Below are 19643 nucleotides of genomic sequence, written 5' to 3' on the forward strand. Positions count from 1 at the left end.
CCAGTCCAAACATTCCAGGCCTGGTTCGCAAATGCGGAATGACTTCTGAGAGTCTCAATCGAGTGGCCTCCAATGAAGTATGTCAAGGTAGTCTGGACTCCAGAGTGCATCGTATTCGGCTCTCGGCAGTCCGTGTCGGCCAGTGAATCCGTCGTAGACCCGATCACCGTAGACGACGACATCGTGGTGGAACCAAATGGGATCCGTGCCACGGTAGGGACCCATTGAGTAAGCTTCGGCGAGCGGGGTAGGAATGGCATTACTGATGCGATACCTCACTCCACCACCCAACTGTTCCTGGATCTTTACTGCGACATCTTCGCATCCGTTCCAGTTCTTCGGGTCCTTAATATCAAGAGGTTTCCAAGCCTCGCCTAGATCCGGGCAACCGTCGGGTGCGAGGCCCAGGCGGTCGGACCAGGTGAGGGGGTTGTGGACATAGGCGGCCGGGTTCGGGGACGGGGTGAGGCCCAGGGGGTCTGGGGTGAGATAGCGGGCGGTTTCCGGGTCGTAGGTGCGGAAGTAGTTGTGGTGAAGTCCGGATTCCGGATCGTAATACTGGCCTGGGAAGCGGAGCGGGGTGTAGGCCGTTGCGTCGCGGTTCCAGGTTGTGCTGCCCCACAAGGTGCTGCGGGTGTGCCACGCCGTGGTGCCGTCCTCCGCCAGAAGGTGGGAGGGGGTGCCGATCAAGTCGGTGACGATCACGAAGAAGCGGTCGTCGACCTCGGACTGGTCGATGCGCTCTGCCTGGGTCAGGGGGTGCAGGCCTTGATGGGTCCAGGTCAGGGTGACCGCGCCGCTGGTCTCCTCGCAGAGGGTGGTTCCGTCCCAGGTGAACAGGGTTTCCTCGGCGACCTCACCGGTCTGTGCAAGGCGCTGCTTAGCTGTGCGGCGGCCGAGGGGGTCGTACTGGTAGAGCCAGCGGGTGCCGTCCGGGGTCGTGACACCGGTGAGCTGATCTTCCGCGTTCCACTCGTAGCGCCAGCTGTCCGGCTTACGGGAGAGACGGCTCTTCTGACGGAGGGTGACGCGCCCCAGCGCGTCGTGCTCGTAGCGGATCGATCCCGCCCGGATGATGCGAGTGCCTGCGTAGGTGCGGGCGCCTTGCGCCTCTCCGTTCGGGTGCTGGGGCGGCCAGGAGGTACTGGTCTGGTTGCCGGCTTCGTCGTAGGCGTAGCGCTCCGACCAGGACGCGGCATCCACCGCCGTCACGCGGGCCGCCGCGTCCAGGGTGAAGCTGCGCGGGCCGGTGACGATGTCGTCGATGCCGGTCAGGTAGCCGTCGGCGCGGTAGCTGTAACCGCGCCGCTGGAGGGTGCGGCCGTCCTGGCCGACGACGGACTGGGCGTTGCGGCGGCCCAACCCGTCGTACTCGTGGGTGAGGGTGAGCGACGGGCCGAGTGTCCGGGTCAGCTCTTGGCCTGCCGCGTCCCGCTCGAACGTCAGCGTGCGGCCGGCCGTGGTGAGGGAGGTCCGCCGGCCTGCTTCGTCGTACGTCCAGTGGGACTCGGCGCCCGTGGGGGTGATGCGGCTGGTGCGGCGGCCCAGGGCATCGTAGTCGTACGTGAGGGTGCGGCCGTTCACCGTCTCCGACAGGAGCTGGCCCCTGGCGTCGCGGAGCCAGGTGACCGTGGTCTCCTGCGAGGATGCCGTCGCAAGGGCGTCGAAGACGTCGTACTCGTAGGTGGTGACCAGGTCGGCCGCGTCCTTGCGGACGACCTGCCCGAGTGTGTTGTGCTCGTACGCCGTGGTCTCGCCTACGGCGTTGGTGCGCGAGGTCAGGCGCCCCGAAGCGTCGTACCCGTAGGTGAGGGTTCGGTCGTCGAAGTCCGTCTCCGAAGCCAGCCGTCCCGCCTCGTCGTAGGCATAGTTCCAGGTGAGCCCTTGCGGGTTGGTGACACCCGTCAGGCGGAGTTGCATGTCGTGCGTGAACGTGTAGCGCGTGTCGTCGGGGCCGGTGCGGGTGGTGAGGAGGTCGAAGTCGCCGTACTCGAAGTCCGTGTCTCCGCCGATCGCGTCCGTGTGGGTCAGGCAGTTGCCCTCGCCGTCGTAGGTCCATGACTCCTTGGTGCCGTCGGCGTTCACGCGGTGCAGGAGGCGGCCCTCGATGCTCCAGGTGAGGTGCGTGGTGTGGCCCAGCGGGTCCGTGATGGCGATGGGGCGGCCGAAGGCATCGCGGACATACGCCGTTGTCCCGCCCAGGGGGTCGGTCGCTGAGGCGACCTGGCCCGTCGGGTCGCTTCGGACCGTCGTGGTGTGTCCCAGGGCATCGGTCACGGACGCGAGGTGGCCGCGGGTGTCGTACCCGAAGTGGGTCGTGGCGCCGGACGTGTCGGTGACCGAGGTGCGGTTGCCGTGGTCGTCGTAGGTGTGGCGGACTACTCTGCCGTCCGGGGTGGTCAGCTTCACAGGCAGGCCGAGCGCGTTGTATTCCGCCCGCGATGCGCGGCCGTCTGGGCGGGTCACGCCGGTCACCCGGCCCGCCTCGTCGTATGTGAAGCGGGTGGTGTGGCCCAGTGGGTCGGTGCGTACCAGGAGCCGGTTGCGGCGGTCGTGCTCGAAGCGGTTCGTCGCGCCGGTGGGATCGATCTCCGCGGTGATCTGGGCGCGGTCGTTGACAAGGAACTGTGTGGTGTGGCCGAGGGAGTCGGTGAGGGTGGTGCGGCCCGGCTCGTAGGTGAAGCGGACGTTGAGGTGGCCGTTGGTGCCGGACTGGGCGATGCACCGGTGCTGGTCGTCGTAGACGTAGTCGAAGTGGCGGTCGTTGGTGTCGGTCCAGGAGGTGATCCGGCCGAGCTCGTCGTAGCCGAAACGGAGTGGAAGACCGGAGGAATTGGTGACCTGGGTGAGGTGGCCGTCGGTGTAGACGTAGCGCAGGACCTGGGTGCCGTCGGCCAGGGCGAGGCCGGTTATTCGGCCATCGGAGGTCGTAAGACGGACCTCGTAGCCGCCGCTGTGGGAGATGGCGGCAGGGGCGCCTGCTTCGTCGTACGTGTAGGTGATCCAGGCGCCGTTGCGGTCGTCGATCTGAGTGAGCAGACCGTCCTCGGCGAAGTGTCGGACCTGGCCGGTGTTGGGGTCGGTGACCGTGTAGCCGCCGTCTTCCTGCTGTTCCAGCGGCCAGCTGCGGCCCAGGCGTGGCAGTACGGGGGCGTCGGGCGAGGGGTGGGGGTAGCCGAGCAGGCTGCCGTCCTCGCTGACCAGGACCACGCCCTCGTCGTCGAACTCCAGCCGCTGGTCGACGGTGCAGGCCCAGGTGGGGCCGAACCAGCGGCCCAGACGGTACGACGACTCGAACGTCCGGCTGAACATCAGCGGCAAGGAGCCGGGGAGGACCAGGTCGGTCTGGGGGAGCGTCATCCGGCCCGTGGCGACGTCGACCGGATCTTCCCGGCAGGTTTTGCAGTCGGATTCTCGGGACCTGTCGTGCGGGTCGTGGCGCAGCTCGTCACCGGCGGAGGGCGCGTCCGGCTCCTTCGGTCCCCTCGGGGCGTTCGGCCCCTTGGGCGTATGTGCCAGGTCGTCGGCGAGGCGGGCGGCTGCGGCGGCTCTGCGGCTAGCGCCGGATAGCAGGCCACCCCCCTTGGGGCCGATGGCTTCCGGGACGAGTGTGCCGCCGAACTCGAAGGGATCCTTCAATGCGCTGTCCAGCATGGCCTTGGCCGCTGCGGCAGGGTCGTTGGCCGTCGTGAGGAAGCCGGCGCTCATGCTGTTGAGGCCCATCTGGGCCACGGTCGGGTGGTTCATGTTGTACGGGTCGTGGGAGTCGAGCCCGCGGGCGAAGTTGACCAGGCCGGCCGTACCCTTGGCGATTCCGCCGACGAAGTGTTCGACCTCTGCGCCCTTGCGGACGATCTCGACCAGCGCGGCGTCGGCGGCCGACACCTTCGGCGCCGCGTCCCGAGCCTTCTCCAGGGCCTGCGCCACCGAGTGGGCGACGTCGTCGCGCTGGCGTCGCGCCTCGGCCAGCTTCTGCCGGGCGGCTTTGATGCCGTCCGTACCCGGGTCGGTGAAACCCGTGGGGCGGGCCGGCAGCGGATTCTGCTGAGCTTTGACAGCCGACTCGTAGTCCTTGACCCACCTGTCATAGGCGGCGTGGGCGTTCTCCGACAGCTTGACGGCGGCCTTGTACTCGTCGATCGCCTCCTTGGCCTGCCCCTGCGCCCAGGTCACCGTGTCGGCGAACCGGCCGACGGCGCCGGCCGCCGTCTCGAAGGCGGCCGCGGCCGCGAACCAGCGGGGTGCCTTCTCCTGGACGGAGTCCCGAAAGGCGTCGGCAGCGGCGCCTTTGATGCCGTCCGTGCCCAACTTCTTCAGGCCCTCCCCGGTACGGGTGAAGGCCGCGTGGAAGTCGTTCAGGTGCCCGGCGGTCGTCCGCAGGGTGCTTGCGCTGCCGTGGACCAGTTGCTTGGGATCGTCGCTCTGGCCGAGCTCGACCTCCGCGACGTCGGCGCCCAGACGGTTCGCCGCGGAGTTCGCCGTGCTCCGGACCGCGTTGGCGCCGCCCTGCCAGCCGACCTCCTCCAGCGTGTCGGCCGTCTTGTCGCCGAGCCACTCGACCGCGTCGCCCGTGAGCGCCGCGCCCTTCTCCAGCCAGTTGCCGCCGCTCATCGGGAACCGCCCCCCTGCTGATCTGGGCCCTGCGGGTTGCGGACACGATCGAGGGTCTCGCGGTCCATGCCCTGCGCTTCGGCCACGTCCTCCAACATGCCGCCGACGAGCCCCTCGTTGAGCAGGCCCTTCTTGGTGTCCGCCCACGTACGGTCGAAGTCCTCCCTGGCCTGACGCGCCTGCTCCGGCGTCTCCCGCTTGAACGCGTGATCGGAGAGGACCGCTTCCAAGGACTTCTTCTCGACCTCGTCGTTCGACGCATGGGGGTTGCCGATACCGGCGTTGACCAGAACCTTGAACGTGCCCTTCAGGTACTGGTCCTGCTCCCACACCGAACCGGCCCCGATACCCAGGCGCTCCGCGAGCCCACTGGTGACGACGAAGAGACTGGCCACGCCCATGTCCCAGCGTTCGCAGAACCCCTCCAACCCCGCAGCGACCGCCGGATGACCGGCCTCCATACCCGTCAGTGCCAGCTGGCTCATACCACCACCCGCCACGGCCGAGGTGCCCATCGCGAACTCACGCAACTCCCCGACCGCGGAACGCAGACCGTCCTGAATGTTCCGTACCGCGACCGGATCCATATCCAGGTCCGGGCTGCCACCACTCATGATCCATCCCCCCCCCAAGGCTGCCGGAGACGCTACACGAGAAGACCGACAACTCCGGTACCGAGCGTCGACGTTCGGCCAGGTCAGCGCACCAACGCGGTATGTCCCGGCCAGTGCCGCAGGCCCCAGTGCTACGCCCACGACAAGCGCCTCGTCGCTTGCACGGAAGGCCATGTCGCGCCGAGTTACTTGTAGCGACTGGGTGTAGCGCTGGGTCGCGTAGAGGCCCAGTAGGGCTGTCGGCGAGGCAGCCGCCAGACTTCGATGTGTCTCATGAGACACATCGAAGTCTGGAGAACGACGGTCACCGGCTCGTCGTGCTGCGCTCGGCGACCGACGTGACGCTCCAGGCGCGCTCCGGCCGGATCGTGACCAGTGCCTTCCCCGACCTGGCAGCGGCCGCGCTGCTGCTGCCCGCCGACACGGTCCTCGACGGCGAGGTGGTGGTCTGGCACGCCGGACGTACGGACTTCGCCCTGGTGCAGCGGCGGGCGGCGGCCACCGCCGCACGGGCCGCCGTACTCGCGCAGCGCCTGCCCGCCTCGTACGCCGCCTTCGACGTACTGGAACTGGCCGGGCTGGACCTGCGCGCACGCCCGTACGAGCGCCGCCGGGCCCTCCTCGTCGACCTGCTGCTGCCGCTCGGGCCACCGCTGCAGCCGGTGCCGATGACGACCGATCCGGAACTGGCCGCAACCTGGTACGAGACCCTGCCGGCCAGCGGGATCGAGGGCCTCGTCGTGAAGCGGCTGGACCAGGCCTACCCGGCCGGGCGGCGCGGCTGGCAGAAGCTGCGGCACACCGACGTCCGGGACGCGGCGGTGGTCGGCTACACCGGCACCCCGCGCCGCCCGCTCGCCCTGGTGCTCGTCCTGCCGGTCGGGGACGAGACCCCCCTGGTGTCGAGCCCGCTGAGCGCGGCGCTGCGTTCGGAGGTGGCGGCCGAGGTGGCCGCCCGCGGGGCGGCCTCGCCGTCCCTGGCCACGGTCACCGCGATCGGGCTCGGGGAGGTCCCGTTCCGGGCGCTCGACCCACCGCTCACGGCGGAGGTGCGGCACACCTCGACCCGGCACCCGCCGCCGGAGGTGCTGCGGCTGCGGACGGACCTCTGACCCGCGCGGGAGGCGCGGGTCAGAGGGTGTGACGGCGCAGGCGGGTCAGGCGTGGGCGCCACGCCCTGCGTCCGGCGGAGCCCCCGGCTGTGGATGCGGTCCCGGCCCCTCCGGGAGTTTGTAGCCGGACTCCCGCTCCGCCCGGACCTCTTCGGGATGGCTGGAGGTGGTGGAGCCGAAGTTCCCGTAGCCCTGCATCTCGTGCGGCCGCAGGCCACCCTCCGGGATCTCCACCTGGTCCCGCTCCTCGCGGACCTCGTAGACCGCGCCGCCCTCGGGCAGATGCGGCTGACTCTCGGGGGTGGGCGGGGGTGGCTCCTTGGCCCGTACCTTCTTGCCCAGCAGGAAGCCGCCCAGCAGGAAACCGGCGACGAGGATGCCGACGACCAGGAACCATGCGATGTCGGCGAGGGTCGCGTCCACGCTCAGAGTCGTGTCCATAGCGACCATGTTCCCGTACTCAGGTCCGAAATGCTTCGCTATGCCCTGGATGCCTTGGGCCATCCGGGGTACACGCCCGGTGTGCGTACACACCGAACGAGAAGGAGGCCGGCCATGCCCCGCGGATCTTCCCCGAAGCGCGAACGGCAGTACGAGCACATCAAGGAAGGCCTGGAGCGGCGCGGCGAGCCCGAGGAGAAGGCGCAGGAGATCGCCGCCCGGACGGTGAACAAGGAACGCGCCCGGGCCGGCGAATCCCGGACCGCGAGCAGGGAATCCGTCGAGGACATCTCCTCGTCGCGGCGCGGGGGCCTGCACTCCCACTCGGGCGCGCAGGGCCCCACGTACGAACAGCTCTACGCCGAGGCCCGGCGCCGCAACGTCCACGGCCGCTCGGAGATGAACAAGACACAGCTCAAGCGGGCCCTGGGGAAGTGAAAGTCCTTCCGGTCGCTAGGAGTTGATGGGGCCGTCGGCATCCCGCAGGGTCCCGGCGGCCTTGCGCTCCCCGAGCGCCCCCAGGATCTCGGCGCAGATCGCCAGCGCGGTCTCCGCCGGGGTGCGGGCGCCGAGGTCCAGGCCGATCGGTCCGTGCACCCGCGCCAGCCGGGCCTCGGTGACCCCGGCCGCGAGGAGCCCCTCCCGCCGCCGGGCCGTGGTCTTGCGGGAGCCCAGCGCGCCGACGTACGGCACCTCCTGGGTCAGGGCCACCCGCAGCGTCGGCACGTCGAACGACTCCTCGTGGCTCAGCATGACCAGGCACGCGGCGTCCCGGCGCGCCTCCAGCACCTTGGCGGCCTCCTCCGGGCCGGTGACCAGCACGGCCTCCCAGCCCAGCAGCAGCGCCTGCCGCTCGATGATCTCGGCGAGTTCACCGCCGCCTCCGATGACCACGTACGGGGCCGACGGGAACGCCTCGACCAGCACCAGCCCCGACTCCGCGTACAGCGCGTCCCGCCCGGCCCGCCGGGTCGCCAGCAGCTCGCCCGCCCGCCGCCCGGCATCGTCACCGGGCGCGTCCGTGGCCCGTACGACCTCACTGGCGGCCTGGTCCGCGGCCTCGTTCAGCCGGGTCACCAACGCCACCCCGACCCCGTCGCCGAGCAGCTCCCACCACTGGGCCGGGATCGCCGAGAGCGGCTGCAGCAGCACCTCGGCCTGCCCGCCGCAGGTCAGCCTCGCGGCCACGGCCTCGGCGGCCCGTACGGACACCTCGCACACCCGGGCCGTGACCCCGGCCGGCAGGGCCGCGACCTCGGCGGCGAGCTCGGCGTCGAAGACCCCGCGGTAGAGCGTGCCGACACACTCCCCCCGCGTATCGATGAGCACGGCCCCGGCCGGATCCCGTGGCCCGAACCCCTGCTCGGTCACGGGCCGGGCCAGATACCCGGCCCGCCCCTCGGCCGCCCACTGCCGCGCCGTCTCCACCAGCTCACGCATCCGCGCCGCCCCTTCTCGATCGTCAGAGCCCGCCACAAGGCGCCTGGCCAGCGGCGCCATGCAGCCTCACCCCCAACGTACGCACGCACCCCACACCTACCCACCCCCCAGATCCCACAGACCCCACCCCACCTCCCTCGTACGGACCACCGGAACCGGTCGCCCCGAGACAAATCCCGGAGCCGGCGCCCGGAGCCACCCGCAGACGCCGGGAAGCCACACTCGGATCTGCGGCACCGAACAGCCGCTCGAATGTCGGTTGTTACTGTGATCATGTCCGATTCGTATGCCAGGGGGAGGCGTCGGTGACGTTCGACGAGGAGTGGGCGGCCGCCAAGCAGAGCACTGCCGCGGCAGGCGGTTCGTCGCACGATCTGGTCGTCACTCAGGACGACCTGGGTGCCGTCGGACACGAGGCGTTCGTCGTCCACGGTGAACTGCGCAAGAAGTCGGACATCGCCGGCACCGGGGCGACCGGCCGGGCCGCTGCCGAGTGCTCCGCCAAGAACCTGGCCATGGGGTCGGAGCTGTCGGTGACCCTCTCCACCTGGGACTCGCAGGTCAAGACGGTGCTGCAGATGTACGCGCACATCTCCAACCACCTCGACTACTCCAAGAAGGCCCACGCCAACGACGACGAGGCCATCGCGGCGAGCCTGCGCCACCGCGACGGTTCCGCGATGTCCGTATCCGAGATCCAGAGGTACGTGAAGTGACTCTCACCTGGACCGGCCTCATCACGCTCGACCTCGGCAAGGTGAACGAAGCCGCCACGGAATGGAAGACGGCCGCGGAGGAGCTCGCGAAGCTGCACGGCACCGTCCGGGACGGCCTGGTGAAGAAGTCGGAGGCGGCCCGCTGGGAGGGGGTCAACGCCACCGTCACCCGGGAATTCGTCCGCAGCGCCGCGAAGGAGGTGGATGACCTCCAGCGCGAGGCCAAGAGCATCCACGCGGTCCTCGCCGACGCCCATGAGGAGCTGACGCGGATCCAGAAGCAGGCGAAGGCTCTGGCCGACGAGGCGAGGCAGGGTGACCCGGCCCACACCCCGGAGCCGGACCCGGGACTGCTGGTGTCCGACGGCGGCGGTGGCAAGGTCCGAGTGGAGTCATCCATCTGCGATGCGAAGGGCCCCAACCAGCGCACCCAGGACATGATCCGCTGGTACGCCGAGACGCTCACCGGCCTCGTGAGCCACGCGGCCGAGGTCGACGCCGCGGTCACCCGGGCCTTGCGCGCCTCCCACGGCGCCGATCCGTACAACGCCGGCCACACCGAATACACCTCGCTCGACCAGGACCAGCTGCCGCGGGCCCTGAAGCTGGCCGCCCTGGGCGAGGACGCCAAGCCCGCTCAGCGGGCCGAACTGCGAAGGCTCTGGCAGTCGCTCAGCCCCGACGCGCGTGCCCAGCTGTGGACCGCCCACAGGGACGACCTGCTCGCCGCCGGACTCTTCAGCCCGTCGGTCAAGCAGGTGGCGCCCGACCGGGGATCCGGCAAGCACGGGGCGGAGGGAATCGAGTGGGGCGACTGGGTCACCAGGACGAAGATGCAGGCGCTCGTCGTCGGTGCCGACGGGGGTGACCTGAACGACGCCTCACGCCACATGAAGCACTATCTGGACAACACCGGCACCCCGATGGAGCTCCCGGTCGACAAGATGCTCACCGACGATGACGGCTTCCAGAGCCATGTGGACCGTCGTCACCTCCTCAACCGCGAGGCGGCATGGCGCGAGCAGGCGCTGGCGGAGTACGAGAGGAACGGTGGTCGAGCCGTCGTGATACCGGTCGAGACACCCAACGCGGACTACTCCTTCACCGAGGCGGACCGCAACTGGTACTACGCGGTCGGCAGCGCCCGATCGAACGTGACGGGGGTGGTGACCGTAGTGCCGGGCGCGGACGGCAAACCGGTGGTCGGCCTCGACTACCAGGTCAACGTCTGGGACCGGTACAACTGGGACGAGGGCAAGGGAGTGCACATCGGGAAGTTCGAGATACCCGACGGCGAAATGGGCCAACAGCACAAGGTCGGCCTGGCCCAGGAGTTCAACATGGCGGGAAGCAGTTCGGTGCAGCACTACGAACTGGGCAGCGGAGCGGCAGTGCCCACCCCGGACGATCCCGGGCGCGCCGGCGAACGCAGCGATCCCGGCCGCCATGCCCGGGACGGCGGAGGGGACATCGACCGATGAGCCACCCTGAGGTTCCGGCCGGTGCCGGTGTGCGAAAGGGGTCCTGGCGGCGAAGGCTCGCCGTCGGCGCCGTGGTCTTCTCGGGCCTGTGCATTCTCGGCGTCCTCGGCACGCTCCTGATGATCATGTACGGGTTGGGGAACCCCACCGAGGGCCAGAAGAAGTGCTGCTGGGAGCAGAACGCCACGCCCGAGTGGACGGCGAAGACGATGGGCTTCCAGGTACCGGAGACGGCCACCGACCGGCGGGCCGGGCTCCACACCAACGCCCAGTACGACGTCGCGCTGCTCGCCTTCACCGTGACGACCGCAGAGGCGGACCGCTTCCTCGGGCCGCTGCAGCCGGAGGGCACGCAACTGGTCCGCAACACCCATCCCAAGGAGCAGGGGTACACCCGAAGCGACGGCTTCACCCACCTCGGCCTGCCTGAGCCCGAGACCTTTGTCGAGGGCATGCGCATCGGCGGCCTCTGCCACGGCGACACCAAGACGCCGGAAGGCCAGGCCGTCAGGCTCTGTACGGATATCTACGCACACGAGTTCCAGCCCGGCACCACCCGCATCTACCTCTGGGCAGGCAGCGACGCCCCGATCCCAAAGCCGCCGGCCTGACCGAGGGATCTGACACGGCCCCGGCGGCCCGACTTCGCCCCCATGCTGCTTTGATCAGCTTCGGCGGAGCTTCCGTTGCCTTCTGGCTCTGATGCCCGTTCTGGACGCTCGTCTGGGTGCTGGCCCTGCCCCTTGGCCTTGGAGCTCTTGTCCTGGCCCACTGGCGGCAGTTGGCTGCGCATACGCGAAGACCCCGTCTCAGCGAAGGCGCTGATGGCGGGGTCTTTGGGCACTTCCTGCGAAGTGCCCCCGGCAGGATTCGAACCTGTGCACACGGCTCCGGAGCACAATCAGAGTTCAGCTTGCAGATGGGCTTTGGTCGGCGAGTTCTTCGATCGAGAGGGCTGTGGGGTGCGCTCCTGTATCGCAGATGGCTCGCAGGAGACCGAACGTGCGGGGGACAGGAGAGGGTTCTCCTACGGCTGTCCTGTCCGAAGTACTCGGGAGTCGAGAAGTCGTAAAGCTCTCAGCTCGATGCGCTGGGGTGTGCCGCCGGCTATCTCGACGGAAAAGACAGCTTCAAAGGGATGCCCGGCTGCGGCAATGGGGTGTGCGAGCAGCTCTGGGCCGACCAGGAGTTGAGCGGCCGCACTGGTGCCGAACCCGAAGCTGCCGGCCAGGATTATGACGTTCCTTGCAGGGTTGAACGGATTGGCTGCTCGAATCAGGATGCCCTGGTCGACGAGGAGTTGGTCCGTGTCGTCGACGACGCACTGCATGGTGTCGCCCGTAGTGGTGTCATAGATATTTGCGTCGTGGACTTCAGGCGAGCCGAAGTGGAAGGTGAGCGGTAGCCGCTGCATGACTTCGGCCGTCACTTGGTTGGAGTGCGGTCCACCGACCAGCACGAGGTTGCCGCGACGCTCCGGCCCGGTGAGCTGGTGGCTGGGGGTCAGGGGTAGTTGGTTCACCCCCGCTTGCTGAAGCTGTTGCCGTAGCTCGTTCAGCGCCATCACATCGCCTACTCCGACCAGTCCGGACCGTTCCCATATGTAGTGCTCCTGCTGGATGAAGATTGAGGTGATCACCTTGAGGTCGCTCGTGACGAACGGCTTCCAGAAGGCCCGAATGCTCCGGAAACGCCACAGGGCCCGCACCCGCTCGTAGGACCTACCGAAGACGAAGGCGAGGGCTGCGGCGAGCAGATTCACAGCAAGGTCATGGAGGCTGCTCATCCAGGGCTACTCCAATCCGGAAGGAGATGGTGCGGTAGCGGACACCCTCGGGCTCTCCAAGGGGACGTGGCCGAGCTCGTCGAGGTGTGTGCCGCCGACGACCCGGAGGAAGATCCGAGAGGCTTCAGGGCTACACCGAAGTGCTCGAAGCTCACGGAATCTCCCGGCCCTTCTCATCCGTGGCTCCGGCCGATGGGTCAGCCACGGTCATATCGATGCTGCCGCCTCCTACTTCCACCGCCCGCCTCCGGCGTACTGCCTGCGGGTTCGGTCACGGAACCCCCATTCCGTCCACACGGAGCCCCGCCCCCAGGACCGCAGGACTGGGTTCTTCCCCCTCGCTCATTCAAGCCAACGCGCTCTTTGTAACAGAATTGTCACATGGGGTGAGAGGCTCCGTGCGTGAGAATCGATGAAGCTTCCATGGCCTGGCCGACCAATGGCGATCTTGAAAACCGTCGTGGCACAAGTCACCGTGGGCTCACATCCCACATCGACCACAGGTGAATGTCCCCTGACCAGGTAGATCGGTCAGGGGCCGTTGCTGCGGTCTCTGCCTGCGAGGGGCCGTCACTCCCCGTCGCTCCCCGCGCTCTCCCGCTCGATCGGGCACGGAAAGGGAACGCCTCGCTAGCCGCTGATCGGCGCCCAGTTCGCTGTAGGGTCCCCGGACTCGATCCGCACGACGGCTCGGTGTACGTCCCCCTTCAATCCACCACTCACTCCGGCTCCCATCCCGTCTGCCGTCGACCCACACGTTTGTCCGTGCCCGTCCGGTAGCCCGGATAGCTCCTCAGGCGGACCGGGCTCGCTCCGCAGCCGGTGCGCGCGCGAGGCTGTCACGCGCACTGCCGAGTGCGGCGAGCTCTGCAGCCGGGCCAGCTCGAAGTGCGGATCGACCTCGACGCCGAGGTCATGCCGCAGCGTGACCCGCAGGAGGTACACGCCGTCGGACAGCGGGCCGCTGAACCATCCCCTGGCTCGCGGGTATGCCTCGTCGAGCTGCGGACTGCTCGGCAGCTGCTTGACGACCGAATACCCGACTCCGAGTGACCTGTTGACGGCTGAGGCCACTTGCAGGACCTCATTCGGCAATGCCATTTGCGCTTGGGAGTACTGCTCGGCCCAGGCTTCCTTGGCAGTGTCGAGTAGGGCCGCGTCGACGTTCTCACCGCGTTCGGCAGCTTCGACGGCGTCTCGGGCGGCGACCCGGTAAGCGCGGGCTGTGGTGTTCAAGTGGGCATAGAGGTCACGCTTGGCCTGCAGCGCTCGCCCGGCGCGCTCCTCCTCGCGTTCACGGTCGGCGCGCCGGTCCTGTTCCGCCGCTTGGGCTCGTCCGGCGCGCTGGCTGAGGACCGCCCCGCCCAGCGTGCCGCCCAGCGTTCCTCCGACGCCTATGAGTGCGACGGCAAGCGTGTTCACGTCCACGAGACCCCCCAGGTCATCCGTTCGTTCCATCCGAGAGCGGCGCGTCACGGGGGATGGCGTCACGGCCCTGCCCTTGGCGCATCTTCCAAGACCGGGGTCCGGGAATGACGAGCAGCCGACGCGACTTTGAGGAGTTCACCTGCGCAAACGCTGCAAGGCCCTGTCCATGCGTAGTCCGCAGGTCCTGACACAGGGCTGCCTACGGTGGCAGTTGGCTGCGCATACGCGAAGACCCCGTCTCAGCGAAGGCGCTGATGGCGGGGTCTTTGGGCACTTCTTGCGAAGTGCCCCCGGCAGGATTCGAACCTGCGCACACGGCTCCGGAGGCCGTTGCTCTATCCCCTGAGCTACGGGGGCGCGTCGTTGGTGTTGCGGCGACGGGTTGAACACTACCAGCTTCCGTGGGGTGATCAGGAACGGGTTTGCGGGGGAGGAGGGAGTGGTTCGCCCGCAGGGGGTGGAAGTGGCGAAAACCCGGACGCGGGGGCCCGGGCGGACCTACTCTCGAGTTGTGCCAGGCGTCTCGGGCCGGGTGCTTGTTGTCGACGACAACAAGGTCATCCGGCAGCTGATCAAGGTCAATCTCGAGCTGGAGGGCTTCGAGGTCGTGACCGCGAACGATGGTGCCGAGTGTCTGGACGTCGTGCATCGGGTGTGCCCCGATGCGATCACCCTTGATGTGGTCATGCCGCGGCTGGACGGGTTCGGGGCGGCCGCGCAGTTGCGGGCCGATCCGCGGACCCGGGATGTGCCCGTCGCCATCGTCAGCGCCTGTACGCAGCAAGAGGTAGAGGCCGGGATCGCGGCCGGGGTGGATGCCTTCCTCGCGAAGCCGTTCGAGCCCACCGAGCTGGTACGCGTCGTGCGCCGGCTGGTCGAGCGCAAGGACCGGAGCGACGGCAGGAAAGGGGCGCCCGCCGGGAGGGGGAGGGGCGGTCCCCTCCAGTAGAGCGCCCTCCCCGCCGGTGCCGGTTGTCCAGTGCTCTGTTCACATGGCGAAACCCTTCGACTGATGACGGTGCGTCTCCCCTAGGCTGGGTCCCGTGATCCCCGCCGACCTCTCCCGTTGCGTCGTGAGCGCCGTGCGCCGCGCCGTCGAGGACGGTGAGCTGGGCGGGGCGGTGCCTGCGCGGGTGGTGGTCGAGCGGACCCGGCCCGGAGGGGTAGGGGAGTACGCCACTCCCGTCGCCTTCCAGATCGCGAAGGGTGCCGGGGCACGGCCGGCCGAGGTCGCCGAGGTGCTCGCCCGCCGGTTGGGCGGCGTGGCCGGGATCGAGCGTGTCGAGGTCACCGGGGCCGGGTTCCTGAATTTCTCGCTGAGTACCGTTTCCGCCGCCCGGCTGGTGCGTGACGTGCGACCCGTAGCGGTGATCGAGGTCCCGGACGCGCCGTCCCGGGAGCTGCGCGAGCGCCTCGTACGGGCCGCCGTCGCACGGATCGAGGCCCTGCAGGGCGTCCGGCCCGGGCCGGAGCTCGCCGTCGCGCCCGTCGCCCGGCGCGACGGGGACGTGCTCGCGCGGTACGGGGCCGACGCCGTCGCCTGGGCCGTGCTCACCACCCCGGCCCGCGAGACCCCCGAGTTCTGTGACGCGCTGCTCGTACAGGGGGAGGGCAACGAGCTCTTCCGGGTGCGGTACGCCCATGCCCGCGCCCACGCGCTCGTACGCAATGCCGAGCAGCTCGGGTTCCGCCCCGAAGCCGGCGACGACGTCGACGCGCCCGCCCTGCTGCGCGTCCTCGCCGACCACCCCCTCGTCCTCGAATCCGCCGCGCACCACCGTGCGCCCGAGCGGCTCGCCCGCCACCTCGTCGAGCTGGCCGACGCGCTGCTCGACTTCCAGTACCGCGTCCTGCCCAAGGGCGACGAGAAACCCTCGGCCGCCCACCGTGCCCGGCTGGCTCTTGCCGAAGCCGCCGGGACGGTGCTGGCCGGCGGCCTGGCCCTGCTCGGCATAGACGCACCGACACGCTTGTGACCCGCGAAGAGAGATACCGATGAGCCGTTCCGCGCACCCCGCCGGGCCCCGCCACGCCGACGTCCTGCCCGAGGGGCACTACTCCCCGCCGCCCGCCGACCTGAACGCGCTCGACGAGAAGGTCTGGGCCCGGACCGTCGAGCGTACGGCTGACGGGGTCGTCGCCGTGGGCGGCATCGAAGTCACCAAGCTCGCCGAGGAGTTCGGGACCCCCGCCTACTTCCTCGACGAGGAGGACTTCCGGTCCCGGTGCCGGGCCTGGGCGCACGCCTTCGGTCCCGACGCCGACGTGTTCTACGCCGGCAAGGCGTTCCTCTCCAAGGCCGTCGTGAAGTGGCTGAAGGAGGAGGGGCTGAACGTCGACGTGTGTTCCGGCGGGGAGCTGACCACCGCGCTCGCCGCCGGGATGCCCGCCTCGCGGATCGCCTTCCACGGCAACAACAAGTCCGAGGGCGAGATCCGCCGGGCCGTCGAGGCCGGGGTCGGGCGCATCGTCCTCGACTCCTTCCAGGAGATCGCCCGCGTCGCGCACATCGCCCGTGAGCTGGGCGTACGTCAGCCCGTCCAGATCCGCGTGACGGTCGGCGTCGAGGCGCACACCCACGAGTTCATCGCCACCGCGCACGAGGATCAGAAGTTCGGCATCGCGGTGGCCGACGGGTCCGCCGCCGAGGCGGTGCGCCGGGCGCTCGGGCACGACTCGCTGGAGCTGCTCGGCGTCCACTCCCACATCGGTTCGCAGATCTTCGACATGGCCGGCTTCGAGGTCTCCGCCAAGCGCGTCGTGCGGCTGCTGGCCGCCGTACGGGACGAGCACGGGGTGGAGCTGCCCGAGATCGACCTCGGCGGCGGCCTCGGTATCGCGTACACCTCGAACGACGACCCGCGCGAGCCCCACGAGATCGCCAAGGCCCTGCACGAGATCGTGGCCCGGGAGTGCGAGAGCGCCGGACTGCGCGCCCCCCGGATCTCGGTCGAGCCCGGCCGCGCCATCGTCGGCCCGACCGCCTTCACGTTGTACGAGGTGGGGACGATTAAGCCGCTGGAAGGCCTGCGGACCTACGTGAGCGTCGACGGCGGGATGTCCGACAACATCCGCACCGCCCTGTACGACGCCGAGTACTCCATTTCCCTGGTCTCCCGCACCTCCGACGCCGAGCCCATGCTCGTACGCGTCGTCGGCAAGCACTGCGAGAGCGGCGACATCGTCGTGAAGGACGCGTTCCTGCCCGCCGACCTCGCGCCCGGCGACCTCCTGGCCGTCCCGGCCACCGGCGCGTACTGCCGCTCCATGGCCAGTAACTACAACCACGCTCTGCGCCCGCCCGTCGTCGCCGTGCGCGACGGACAGGCCCGAGTGATCGTCCGCCGCGAGACGGAGGAAGATCTCCTGCGTCTCGACCTCGGATGATGAAATAGGTGTCTCACTCAATGGACCGAGGATGGAAACTGCTGTCCATTGAGTGAGACTGGTTCCACCCGGCGGGCAAACCGCCCGCGGGGTACTGATGGAAGATCGAAAGGCGTAGGTCGAATGATGCGTACGCGTCCGCTGAAGGTGGCGCTGCTGGGCTGTGGAGTGGTCGGCTCAGAGGTGGCTCGCATCATGACGACGCACGCCGACGACCTCACGCAGAGGATCGGCGCGCCCGTCGAGCTCGCCGGCGTGGCCGTGCGCCGCCCCTCCAAGGTCCGCGAGGGCATCGACCCCGCGCTGGTCACCACCGATGCGACCGCCCTCCTCAAACGCGGTGACATCGACATCGCCATCGAGGTCATCGGCGGCATCGAGCCCGCCCGCACCCTCATCACCACCGCCTTCGAGCACGGCATCTCCGTGGTCTCCGCGAACAAGGCGCTGCTCGCCCAGGACGGCGCCGCGCTGCACGCCGCGGCGGAGCGGCACGGTCTGGACCTCTACTACGAGGCCGCCGTCGCCGGCGCCATCCCGCTGGTCCGCCCGATGCGCGAGTCCCTCGCGGGCGACAAGATCAACCGCGTGATGGGCATCGTCAACGGCACGACGAACTTCATCCTCGACAAGATGGACTCCACCGGCGCCGGTTACCAGGAGGCGCTCGACGAGGCCACGGCCCTCGGGTACGCCGAGGCCGACCCGACCGCCGACGTCGAGGGCTACGACGCCGCCGCCAAGGCCGCGATCCTGGCCGGCATCGCCTTCCACACCCGCGTCCGCCTGGACGACGTGTACCGCGAGGGCATGACCGAGGTCAGCGCGGCCGACTTCGCCTCCGCCAAGCGGATGGGCTGCACCATCAAGCTCCTCGCCATCCTGGAGCGCGCCGCCGACGGCGAGTCCGTCACCGCCCGCGTCCACCCGGCGATGATCCCGCTCACCCACCCGCTCGCCTCCGTCCGCGAGGCGTACAACGCGGTCTTCGTCGAGGCGGAGGCCGCCGGGCAGCTCATGTTCTACGGGCCCGGCGCGGGCGGCGCGCCCACCGCGTCCGCGGTCCTCGGCGACCTCGTCGCCGTCGCCCGCAACAAGCTCGCCGAGGCAACGGGGCCCGGCGAGTCGGCGTACACCCAGCTGCCGGTCAGCCCCATGGGGGACGTCGTCACCCGCTACCACATCAGCCTCGATGTGGCGGACAAGCCGGGCGTCCTCGCCCAGGTGGCGACCACCTTCGCGGAGCACGGCGTGTCGATCGACACGGTTCGACAGCAAGGACGTCCGGACGGGGTCGGCAAAGAGGCCTCCCTCGTCGTCGTCACTCACCGCGCACCCGACGCCGCCCTCTCCGGGACCGTCGAGGCGCTGCGGAAGCTGGACACCGTCCGCGGTGTCGCCAGCATCATGCGTGTTGAAGGGGAGTAAGGACCCATGAGCAGCAATCGCACCCACCAGTGGCGCGGCATCATCGAGGAGTACCGGGACCGCCTGCCGGTGACGGACACGACTCCCGTGGTGACGCTCCGCGAGGGCGGCACTCCCCTCGTCCCCGCCCAGGTGCTCTCCGAGCGCACCGGCTGCGAGGTGCACCTGAAGGTCGAGGGAGCGAACCCCACCGGGTCCTTCAAGGACCGCGGCATGACCATGGCGATCACCAAGGCCAAGGAAGAGGGTGCGAAGGCGGTCATCTGCGCCTCCACCGGCAACACTTCCGCCTCCGCCGCCGCGTACGCGGTGCGCGCCGGGATGGTCTGCGCGGTGCTCGTGCCCCGCGGCAAGATCGCGCTCGGCAAGATGGGCCAGGCCCTGGTGCACGGAGCCAAGATCCTGCAGGTGGACGGCAACTTCGACGACTGCCTGAACCTGGCCCGCGCGCTCTCCGACAACTACCCGGTCGCGCTGGTCAATTCGGTCAACCCGGTGCGCATCGAGGGTCAGAAGACGGCCGCGTTCGAGATCGTCGACGCGCTCGGTGACGCGCCCGACATCCACGTGCTGCCAGTCGGCAACGCGGGCAACATCACCGCGTACTGGAAGGGCTTCAAGGAGTACAAGGCCGACGGCCTGTCCACCCGTACGCCCCGTGTGTGGGGTTTCCAGGCCTCCGGTTCGGCGCCCATCGTGCGCGGCGAGATCGTCAAGGAGCCGCACACCATCGCCACCGCGATCCGGATCGGCAACCCGGCCTCCTGGGACTACGCGCTGGCCGCGCGTGACGAGTCGGGCGGCTTCATCGACGAGGTGACGGACCGCCAGATCCTCGCCGCCTACCGGCTGTTGGCCGCGCAGGAGGGCGTCTTCGTCGAGCCCGCCTCGGCCGCCTCGGTGGCCGGTCTGCTCAAGGCCGCCGAGCTGGGCCTGGTGGACCCCGGTCAGAAGATCGTGTGCACGGTCACCGGCAACGGCCTGAAGGATCCCGACTGGGCGGTCGCCGGAGCTCCGCAGCCGGTCACCGTTCCGGTGGACGCCGAAGCCGCCGCCGTGCGCCTCGGCCTGGTCTGACCGCAGCACCGCAGCACCGCGGCACCACCTCGGCGCCGCAGCAGTACCGCAGTACGCAGTACGCAGCACAGTGTGAGCCGGGTTCCGGAGGGCGCGTGAGGGCCTGCAGAGGCCTTCCCGAG

Annotated in this window: 16 protein-coding genes and 1 tRNA gene; 10 read left to right on the forward strand and 7 right to left on the reverse strand. The window is 69.4% G+C overall.

What is annotated here, in order from left to right; translation table 11 throughout:
- Nucleotides 1-54 precede the first annotated feature (54 nt).
- Nucleotides 55-4611: a putative T7SS-secreted protein gene (locus tag ACZ4YL_RS06925; protein ID WP_468114340.1), complete on the reverse strand. Its 4557-nt coding sequence runs from the start codon at nt 4609-4611 to the stop codon at nt 55-57.
- Nucleotides 4608-5225: a hypothetical protein gene (locus ACZ4YL_RS06930; RefSeq protein WP_468114342.1), complete on the reverse strand. Its 618-nt coding sequence runs from the start codon at nt 5223-5225 to the stop codon at nt 4608-4610. Before ACZ4YL_RS06930 ends, ACZ4YL_RS06925 begins: the two co-directional genes overlap by 4 nt.
- A 266-nt stretch (nt 5226-5491) precedes the next feature.
- Here ACZ4YL_RS06930 and ACZ4YL_RS06935 point away from each other — a divergent pair, with 266 nt between their 5' ends.
- Nucleotides 5492-6337 carry an ATP-dependent DNA ligase gene (locus tag ACZ4YL_RS06935; RefSeq protein ID WP_468114344.1) on the forward strand — a complete coding sequence of 282 codons (846 nt, stop codon included), beginning with the start codon at nt 5492-5494 and terminating at the stop codon, nt 6335-6337.
- A 45-nt stretch (nt 6338-6382) separates the two neighbouring features.
- Here the strand turns inward: ACZ4YL_RS06935 and ACZ4YL_RS06940 are convergent, their stop codons facing one another.
- Nucleotides 6383-6778 carry a DUF6479 family protein gene (locus tag ACZ4YL_RS06940; RefSeq protein WP_468114346.1) on the reverse strand — a complete coding sequence of 132 codons (396 nt, stop codon included), beginning with the start codon at nt 6776-6778 and terminating at the stop codon, nt 6383-6385.
- 114 nt (nt 6779-6892) lie between these two features.
- Here ACZ4YL_RS06940 and ACZ4YL_RS06945 point away from each other — a divergent pair, with 114 nt between their 5' ends.
- Complete coding sequence (locus ACZ4YL_RS06945) at nt 6893-7216, forward strand: plasmid stabilization protein (protein ID WP_390797608.1); 324 nt, start codon at nt 6893-6895, stop codon at nt 7214-7216.
- Between the two features lie 15 nt (nt 7217-7231).
- On the opposite strand, the gene ACZ4YL_RS06950 is transcribed toward ACZ4YL_RS06945, so the two are convergent.
- Entirely contained in the window at nt 7232-8218 is a 987-nt protein-coding gene (locus tag ACZ4YL_RS06950; RefSeq protein ID WP_468114348.1) for an XdhC family protein, read from the reverse strand.
- 305 nt (nt 8219-8523) lie between these two features.
- Here ACZ4YL_RS06950 and ACZ4YL_RS06955 point away from each other — a divergent pair, with 305 nt between their 5' ends.
- From ACZ4YL_RS06955 to ACZ4YL_RS06965, 3 genes are read left to right on the forward strand one after another with little or no spacing between them, the layout of a single operon-like run.
- Complete coding sequence (locus ACZ4YL_RS06955) at nt 8524-8934, forward strand: hypothetical protein (protein WP_468114350.1); 411 nt, start codon at nt 8524-8526, stop codon at nt 8932-8934.
- Nucleotides 8931-10415, forward strand: a complete 1485-nt coding sequence (locus ACZ4YL_RS06960; protein WP_468114351.1) for a hypothetical protein — start codon at nt 8931-8933, stop codon at nt 10413-10415. Before ACZ4YL_RS06955 ends, ACZ4YL_RS06960 begins: the two co-directional genes overlap by 4 nt.
- Nucleotides 10412-11026, forward strand: a complete 615-nt coding sequence (locus tag ACZ4YL_RS06965) for a hypothetical protein (protein ID WP_468114353.1) — start codon at nt 10412-10414, stop codon at nt 11024-11026. Before ACZ4YL_RS06960 ends, ACZ4YL_RS06965 begins: the two co-directional genes overlap by 4 nt.
- A 416-nt stretch (nt 11027-11442) precedes the next feature.
- Here the strand turns inward: ACZ4YL_RS06965 and ACZ4YL_RS06970 are convergent, their stop codons facing one another.
- From ACZ4YL_RS06970 to ACZ4YL_RS06980, 3 genes are all read right to left on the reverse strand, one after another.
- Nucleotides 11443-12201 carry a hypothetical protein gene (locus ACZ4YL_RS06970; RefSeq protein WP_468114354.1) on the reverse strand — a complete coding sequence of 253 codons (759 nt, stop codon included), beginning with the start codon at nt 12199-12201 and terminating at the stop codon, nt 11443-11445.
- Between the two features lie 630 nt (nt 12202-12831).
- Complete coding sequence (locus ACZ4YL_RS06975; protein ID WP_468114356.1) at nt 12832-13629, reverse strand: hypothetical protein; 798 nt, start codon at nt 13627-13629, stop codon at nt 12832-12834.
- Between the two features lie 285 nt (nt 13630-13914).
- Nucleotides 13915-13986 (reverse strand) — tRNA-Arg (locus tag ACZ4YL_RS06980).
- A gap of 106 nt (nt 13987-14092) precedes the next feature.
- On the opposite strand from ACZ4YL_RS06980, the gene ACZ4YL_RS06985 reads away from it, so the two are divergent.
- From ACZ4YL_RS06985 to thrC, 5 genes are all read left to right on the forward strand, one after another.
- Entirely contained in the window at nt 14093-14578 is a 486-nt protein-coding gene (locus ACZ4YL_RS06985; protein ID WP_468114827.1) for a response regulator, read from the forward strand.
- 94 nt (nt 14579-14672) lie between these two features.
- Nucleotides 14673-15605 carry an ArgS-related anticodon-binding protein NrtL gene (nrtL, locus tag ACZ4YL_RS06990; RefSeq protein WP_468114358.1) on the forward strand — a complete coding sequence of 311 codons (933 nt, stop codon included), beginning with the start codon at nt 14673-14675 and terminating at the stop codon, nt 15603-15605.
- A 19-nt stretch (nt 15606-15624) separates the two neighbouring features.
- Nucleotides 15625-17016, forward strand: a complete 1392-nt coding sequence (gene lysA / locus ACZ4YL_RS06995; RefSeq protein ID WP_301366450.1) for a diaminopimelate decarboxylase — start codon at nt 15625-15627, stop codon at nt 17014-17016.
- A gap of 123 nt (nt 17017-17139) precedes the next feature.
- On the forward strand, nt 17140-18444 hold the full coding sequence (locus tag ACZ4YL_RS07000; protein ID WP_468114360.1) for a homoserine dehydrogenase: 1305 nt from the start codon (nt 17140-17142) through the stop codon (nt 18442-18444).
- A gap of 6 nt (nt 18445-18450) precedes the next feature.
- Nucleotides 18451-19521 (forward strand): threonine synthase, encoded by a 1071-nt coding sequence (gene thrC, locus ACZ4YL_RS07005; RefSeq protein ID WP_390170418.1) that lies wholly within the window; start codon nt 18451-18453, stop codon nt 19519-19521.
- Nucleotides 19522-19643: the final 122 nt, after the last annotated feature.

This window comes from Streptomyces sp. NPDC030021 (assembly GCF_055574035.1).

What these genes read in the sequence shown, in the direction of transcription:
- ACZ4YL_RS06925 (WP_468114340.1), bottom strand. Translation starts at nt 4,611, where the DNA reads ATGAGCGGCGGCAACTGGCTGGAGAAGGGCGCGGCGCTCACGGGCGAC.
- ACZ4YL_RS06945 (WP_390797608.1), top strand. Translation starts at nt 6,893, where the DNA reads ATGCCCCGCGGATCTTCCCCGAAGCGCGAACGGCAGTACGAGCACATC.
- ACZ4YL_RS06950 (WP_468114348.1), bottom strand. Translation starts at nt 8,218, where the DNA reads ATGCGTGAGCTGGTGGAGACGGCGCGGCAGTGGGCGGCCGAGGGGCGG.
- thrC (WP_390170418.1), top strand. Translation starts at nt 18,451, where the DNA reads ATGAGCAGCAATCGCACCCACCAGTGGCGCGGCATCATCGAGGAGTAC.
- ACZ4YL_RS06965 (WP_468114353.1), top strand. Translation starts at nt 10,412, where the DNA reads ATGAGCCACCCTGAGGTTCCGGCCGGTGCCGGTGTGCGAAAGGGGTCC.
- ACZ4YL_RS07000 (WP_468114360.1), top strand. Translation starts at nt 17,140, where the DNA reads ATGATGCGTACGCGTCCGCTGAAGGTGGCGCTGCTGGGCTGTGGAGTG.
- lysA (WP_301366450.1), top strand. Translation starts at nt 15,625, where the DNA reads ATGAGCCGTTCCGCGCACCCCGCCGGGCCCCGCCACGCCGACGTCCTG.
- ACZ4YL_RS06930 (WP_468114342.1), bottom strand. Translation starts at nt 5,225, where the DNA reads ATGAGTGGTGGCAGCCCGGACCTGGATATGGATCCGGTCGCGGTACGG.
- ACZ4YL_RS06970 (WP_468114354.1), bottom strand. Translation starts at nt 12,201, where the DNA reads ATGAGCAGCCTCCATGACCTTGCTGTGAATCTGCTCGCCGCAGCCCTC.
- ACZ4YL_RS06940 (WP_468114346.1), bottom strand. Translation starts at nt 6,778, where the DNA reads ATGGACACGACTCTGAGCGTGGACGCGACCCTCGCCGACATCGCATGG.